Raw genomic sequence first — 6,436 nt, 5'->3', positions numbered from 1 at the left:
GAAGCGACCAATCGAGCTGATTGTACCCGACGTCGATCGCATAGACGTGCCCGGCTCCATGCTGAAGCGCGCAGTCCGTGAACCCTCCTGTCGAAGCCCCGATATCGAGCATCGTGCGGCCGGCGAGATCAAGCCCGAATTCACGGATCGCCTTCTCCAGCTTCAGACCTCCGCGGCTGACGTAAGGATGGACGCTTCCCTTGACTTTGATATCGGATTCGCGGTCCACCTTCATCCCGCTCTTGTCCACGGGTTCGTTGTCCACCAGCACAAGGCCGGCCATCAGAGCCGCCTTCGCCTTTTCCCTGCTCGGGAAAAATCCCAGCTCCACGAGCAGCACATCGATTCGTTCTTTGGAAGACATCGCTTTCTCCTCTGCTTGTTATGTTTATGGGTCCGCATTTCGTTTTCCCTGACCAAAAAAATGGCCTGCAGCGTGAGAACGCCGCAGGCCATTGCCGTCATAGCTGGTTCGTCGCCCGCTTGCGCTTCGGCTGCAGTCCCAAGACCTCGGCCGCCAGACGCTCCGGCGTCAACCCTACTTCCGCGCGCTGCTCCTCAATGGAAGCATGCTCAATGAATTCATCCGGTATGCCGATCAGCCGGACCTGGACGCCCGTGCGCCCGCTCAAGGCATAATGCTCCAGCACGGCGCTTCCAAGCCCTCCCTGGAGCGAGCCTTCCTCCATGACGAGAAGCGGAATGCCCTCATCCGCCAAGGAATCAAGCATGGCGTGATCCAGAGGCTTGATGAAGCGGGCATTGACCACGCGAAGGGAAAGACCTTCCCGCTTCAGAAGCTCGGCGGCTTTTTCCGCTGCCTGGACCATCGGTCCGACCGCGATGACCGCCGCCGACTCGCCTGCGCGGACCGTCTCCCAGGTGCCGATCGGAATCGGCGTCATGAAGGGATCCATCTCGACTCCCGTTCCGTTCACCCTCGGATAGCGGATCGCGATCGGGCCTTCGTTGTAATCGACGGCCGTTTTCATCATGTTGCGAAGCTCGTTCTCATCCTTGGGCATCATCAGCACCATGTTCGGAATATGGCGCAGGTAGGCGATATCGTACACGCCGTGATGCGTCTCGCCGTCCGGACCGACAAAGCCCGCCCTGTCGATGGCGAAAATGACATTCGCGTTCTGCCTGCAAATATCATGGACGACTTGGTCGTAGGCGCGCTGCAGGAAGGTGGAGTACACGGCATACACCGGCTTCATCCCTTCCATGGCCATCGCCGCCGACATCGTCGCCGCATGCTGCTCCGCAATGCCGACGTCGATCATCCTGCCGGGGAAGCGCGCCGCGAACTTCATCAGCCCGGATCCTGCCGGCATCGCCGGAGTGACCGCCACGATGCGCTCGTCGCGCTCGGCCAGCTCGATGAGCGCATCGCCGAACACCTCGGTATACATCGGCGGTCCGACCGCCTTGAGCATTTGGCCGGATTCGATCTTGTACGGAGAAGCCCCGTGCCATTTGAACGAATCGTTCTCGGCCGGCGTATAGCCTTTGCCCTTGACGGTAACGACATGCACGAGAACCGGTCCCTGCACGTTGCCCGCCTGCTGCAGCACATCCAGCAGCTGGCCCATGTCGTGGCCGTCGACCGGACCGAGATAATGGAATCCGAACTGCTCGAACAGGATGCCGCTCATCAGCAAATATTTGACGCTGTCCTTGAACCGCTCCGCCGTCTTCGCCAGCTTGCCGCCGATCGCGGGGACTTTCTGGAGAAGGGATTGCAGCTCTTCCTTCGCCTTCTGGTAATGCCGGTCCGTGCGGATCCGGCCGAGATACTGATGCATCGCTCCGACATTCGGGGCGATCGACATCTCGTTGTCATTCAGGATGACGATCAGGTTTTTCTTTTCGTGGCCGATATGGTTCATCGCTTCGAGCGCCATGCCGCCGGTAAGGGCGCCGTCGCCGATGACCGCGACGACCTTGTTGCTGCCGCCTTGCAGATCCCGCGCCAGCGCCATGCCCATTGCGGCCGAGAGGGAGGTGCTGCTGTGGCCTGCCTCCCATACGTCATGCTCGCTTTCGCTGCGCTTGATGAAGCCGCACAGCCCGCCCTGCTGGCGCAGGCTGTCGAAGCGGTCCATGCGGCCGGTCAGGATCTTGTGGACGTAAGACTGGTGTCCGACGTCGAACAGGAACTTGTCTTCCGGACTGTTGAACAAATAGTGGAGCGCAAGAGTCAATTCGACGACGCCAAGGTTGGGGGCCAGATGCCCGCCGGTCGCCGACAGCTTGCGGATAAGGAATTCGCGGATTTCGGCCGCGAGCTGATCCAGCTCCGGCAAGGCCAGCTTCTTGAGATCTTGAGGTCCGTTGAGGTTGTCGAGCAGCACGATAAGGTTCCTCGCTTTCCTGAGCGGGTATCGATCGCCGCTCCGTCAATACACATTATTCACCATTATATCATACAAAACGACACGAACCCAGCAAGGTCAGCGGTCCCGCTTCAACAGGTAGTCCGCCATTTCCAGCAGCCTTGCCGGCTTCGCCAGCCCGGCGCGGCCAAGAGCCTCCTTGGCGTCGCTTGTCAGCTGCTCCATCAAGCGGCGGCTTTCATCCATGCCGATCAGGAAAGGATACGTGACCTTGCCTGCGGCCGTGTCGCTGTTTGTTTTCTTACCCATTTTTTGCTCGTCGCCGATCAGGTCGAGAATATCGTCCTGGATCTGGAACGCGAGCCCGATGTTTCGACCGAACAGGCCCAGATGCTTCAAAGCCTCTTCGCCGGCGCCCCCGAGGCGCGCTCCGGCGAGAATGGAAAATACGATCAAATCGCTGGTTTTGTGCTCATGGATATATTCAAGCTCCTTAAGCGTCGTTACCCCTTGCTCGCCCTTCATATCGGCCGCCTGCCCGCCAACCATTCCTGCTGCGCCGGAGAGCCGCGCCAGATCGGCGGTTATGTCCAGCAGTACGCCCGGATCCGCTCCCTTGCTTCTGGCCTCTGCCGTCAAATAGAAAGCATGCGTGAGGAGGGCGTCGCCGGCCAGAATCGCCATGGCTTCGCCGTAGACCCGATGGTTGGTCGGCTTGCCGCGCCGAAAGTCGTCGTTGTCCATGGCCGGAAGATCGTCATGGATGAGCGAATACGTATGGATAAGCTCTACCGCGCATGCTACGGACAGCGCAGCCTCCTGGTCGCGCGCATCTCCGCGGGCCGCCTCCGAGGCAGCCAGCACGAGCACGGGACGAATCCGCTTGCCTCCGGCAGAGAGGGAGTAAGCCATGGATTCGCGAAGCGTGCCCGGCACATCCCATGAAGGAGGCAGGCTGGCCGCAAGCGCTTCTTCCACCCGCAAGGCCGATGCCGACAAATACTCCTTGAACGTCGTCGTATCGATCACAGGACATCCTCCCGATCGTTCTGGGCAGCCGAGAAAGGCTGGGTCTGGAATTCGGACCCCGACTCCAGCAGCGTTTCAATCCGTTTCTCCACTTGCTCCAGCTTGCCTCCGCACAATTGGGACAGCTTCATCCCTTCCTGGAACAGGTCGATCGCCGTTTCCAGCGGAACGTCCCCGCCTTCTAGACGATCGACGATCGATTCCAGCTTCTCCATCGCTTCCTCGAAGCTCATGGCCGGTTCCTGATTTTCAGCCTTCATGCGGCTCACTCCTCCTCTATCGCCCATACATGGCACTGTGCTTTTCCGTCCTGAAGCTTCACCCGGACCATATCGCCCGGCGACAGCTCCTTGACGGAACGGATGATGCGGTTCTCGCTCTCGTCGAACACAAGGCCGTAACCCCGGGCCATGACCTTGAGCGGGCTGAGCGAGTCGAGCTGCCTGACGGCAGCTGCGGCCTGGCCGCGCTTGTCCTTGACGGCCATGCGCACCGCCTTCTCCAGCCTCGCCTTCGTCCGGCCCAGCTGCTTGGCGGCAGCGGCCGCCCTTCCGCTGGGATCATGCGCCTGCAGAACTTTGCGCAGCCGGAGCAGCCTGTCCCCGGCTTTGTCGGGCTGGCGGCGGATCTTCTCCTCCAGACGCTCCCTCAGCCGGTCGAGCCGCTGCGCCTGGTCGAGCAGATATCGGCGCGGATGGACGAAGTAGGGCGATCTCCTTGCCCGAAGCAGCCGCTCCTTGCGGCTGCCGACCGCGCTTCGGGCCGCTGCGGCGAGGCGCTGGTTCAGCCTTCCCAAATACTCCCCAATCTCCGCCATATTGGGCGCAGCCAGCTCTGCGGCGGCCGTCGGCGTAGCTGCGCGCTTGTCGGCTACGAAATCCGCAATGGTGAAATCGGTCTCATGTCCGACCGCTGAAATGACCGGGATGGCGGAGGCCGAAATCGCACGGGCTACGGACTCCTCGTTGAACGCCCATAATTCCTCGAGCGAGCCGCCGCCGCGGCCGACGATGAGGACATCCGCCTGTCCATGGCGATTGAAGGCCTCGATGCCCTTCACGATGGACGGGGCAGCGGCTTTCCCCTGCACAAGCGCCGGATAGACAAGAATCGCCGCGGCAGGATATCTGCGCCGCAGCGTAATGATCACGTCCCGGATCGCCGCTCCTGTAGGAGAAGTAACGACTCCGACGACAGCCGGATACCGGGGAAGCGCCCGCTTCCGTTCTTCGCGGAACAGGCCCTCCTCCTCCAGCCTTGCCTTCAGCTGCTCGAAGGCCAAGTACAGGCTTCCAAGTCCGTCCGGCTGCATGGAGGTTGCATAGAATTGATAATTGCCGTCTCGTTCGTACACGGAAATGTTGCCGCGGGCGATGACTTTGGCTCCCTCTTTGGGAATGAAGGGGAGCCGCTGGTTATGGCTGGCGAACATGATGCATTTGAGCCGGCTGTCCTTGTCCTTGAGCGTAAAATACATATGCCCGCTGGAGTGGTGGGTGAAGTTGGAAATTTCGCCGCGCAGCCAAACATCGCCAAGCAGCCTGTCGCCTTCCAGCTTCATCCGGATATACCGGTTCAGTTCTTTGATGGAATAAATCCGCGGTGTATCGGCCATCGGCTGGTCACACTCCCGCCGCTCGCCGAGCAGCCTTCAGCGTGTTGTGCATCAGCATGGCGATCGTCATCGGTCCTACGCCGCCAGGCACGGGAGTGACCGCCCCGGCCGCCGGAAGGCAAGCCTCGTAATCGACATCGCCAGCAAGCTTGCCGTTGTCGAGCCGGTTGACGCCGACGTCGATGACGACGGCTCCAGGCTTGATGCAGCCGGGCCCGATCGCCTTGGGCTTGCCGATGGCCACGACGAGAATATCCGCGGTGGACGCGATCGCCTCCAGATTCTCCGTTCGGGAATGGCAGACGGTCACGGTCGCATTCTCGCGGAGCAGCAGCATGGCGACCGGCTTGCCGACGATATTGCTGCGTCCGATTACGACGGCATGCTTGCCTGCGATCTCATGGCCGCTGCGCTTGATCAGCTCGATGATGCCTGCAGGCGTGCAGGGCAGCAGGCTTTCGTCGCCGATGACGAGATTGCCCGTGCTTTGCGGGCTGAAGCCGTCCACATCCTTCTCGACGCTGATCGCGTCGATGACCGCTTTCTCCGCTATATGCGGAGGAAGCGGCAGCTGGACCAGAATGCCATGGATCAACTCGTTCCGGTTGAGCTGGCCGACCAGCTCCAGAAGCTCTTCCTGGGTCGTCTGCCCAGGCAAGCGATGGACCTCGGAGTGGAAGCCCATTTCCGCGCAAGTCTTTTCCTTGCTGCCCACATACACGGCCGAAGCAGGATCGTCTCCGACGAGAATTACCGCCAGTCCCGGCACGATGCCGGAAGCCCTCAGCTTCTCCGCCTCCAGCTTCACTTCCGAACGAACTTCTCCCGCTATGCGCTTTCCGTCAATGACTTTTGCACTCACGCGCCGATCTCTCCCCTCGGTTGTTTGGCTCGTCAAGCCGTCATGCCTAGGCGGCCCGACCGTTCGCAAGCTTCCTTACTCGGTCTTCAGCTTGTCCAGCTCCGCAATCAGCCGTCCCAGCACGCCGTTGACGAACTTGCCGGACTCGTCCGTCCCGAAATGCTTGGACAGCTCGATCGCTTCGTTGACCGCCGCCTTGGGCGGAACGTCCGTCCGGAAAACGAGCTCGTAGCAGGCAAGCCTGAGCACCTGAAGATCGACGCGGGAAAGCCTCTCCACCTGCCAGCCGGTCAAATACTGCTGAAGCATGCCGTCGATGGCCGCCTTGCGCTCGATGACGCCTTGGATGAGCTCCTTCGCAAAACCGCCGGTCTCGCCTTCCTCCATCTTGTCCGCGCCGATTTCGTTTTCCTGGCGTGCCTCTTCAAGAAGCATGACGACGGCTTCCTCCGCCGTCACTTCGTTCATTTCCATCTGGTACAACCCTTGTACCGCTATTTGACGCGCTAACCTTCGTTTCATAATGCCTCCTGAGCAAGAAATGACTTTGTATGGAATCCCCCAAAAATACCTATGATCTCCTCCCTGCTC

Annotated in this window: 7 protein-coding genes; all 7 read right to left on the bottom strand. The window is 60.7% G+C overall.

Annotation, left to right across the window (positions count from 1 at the left end):
• The coding region (locus BN871_RS14605) for a TlyA family RNA methyltransferase (protein WP_048746897.1) at nt 1-364 on the bottom strand (364 nt) is incomplete at its 3' end.
• A gap of 97 nt (nt 365-461) precedes the next feature.
• The gene (gene dxs / locus BN871_RS14600) at nt 462-2,357 is read right to left on the bottom strand and encodes a 1-deoxy-D-xylulose-5-phosphate synthase (RefSeq protein ID WP_048746895.1); all 1,896 of its coding nucleotides are present in this window, start codon (nt 2,355-2,357) and stop codon (nt 462-464) included.
• Between the two features lie 99 nt (nt 2,358-2,456).
• Nucleotides 2,457-3,368, bottom strand: a complete 912-nt coding sequence (locus tag BN871_RS14595) for a polyprenyl synthetase family protein (RefSeq protein WP_048746893.1) — start codon at nt 3,366-3,368, stop codon at nt 2,457-2,459.
• Nucleotides 3,365-3,628, bottom strand: a complete 264-nt coding sequence (gene xseB / locus BN871_RS14590; protein ID WP_048746890.1) for an exodeoxyribonuclease VII small subunit — start codon at nt 3,626-3,628, stop codon at nt 3,365-3,367. Before xseB ends, BN871_RS14595 begins: the two co-directional genes overlap by 4 nt.
• Nucleotides 3,629-3,633: 5 nt before the next feature.
• On the bottom strand, nt 3,634-4,983 hold the full coding sequence (gene xseA / locus BN871_RS14585; RefSeq protein WP_048746889.1) for an exodeoxyribonuclease VII large subunit: 1,350 nt from the start codon (nt 4,981-4,983) through the stop codon (nt 3,634-3,636).
• Between the two features lie 7 nt (nt 4,984-4,990).
• A complete protein-coding gene (gene folD, locus BN871_RS14580; protein WP_048746886.1) occupies nt 4,991-5,845 on the bottom strand; it encodes a bifunctional methylenetetrahydrofolate dehydrogenase/methenyltetrahydrofolate cyclohydrolase FolD in 855 nt (284 codons plus the stop codon).
• Nucleotides 5,846-5,920: 75 nt separating this feature from the next.
• Nucleotides 5,921-6,367 (bottom strand): transcription antitermination factor NusB, encoded by a 447-nt coding sequence (gene nusB / locus BN871_RS14575; protein WP_048746884.1) that lies wholly within the window; start codon nt 6,365-6,367, stop codon nt 5,921-5,923.
• Nucleotides 6,368-6,436 lie beyond the last annotated feature (69 nt).

The sequence above is a fragment of the Paenibacillus sp. P22 genome, from assembly GCF_000469945.2.
Taxonomy (GTDB): Bacteria; Bacillota; Bacilli; order Paenibacillales; family Paenibacillaceae; genus Paenibacillus_O; species Paenibacillus_O humicus.
The sequence above is the reverse complement of the archived record's forward strand: the minus strand, read 5'-3'. Positions and strand labels throughout refer to the sequence as shown.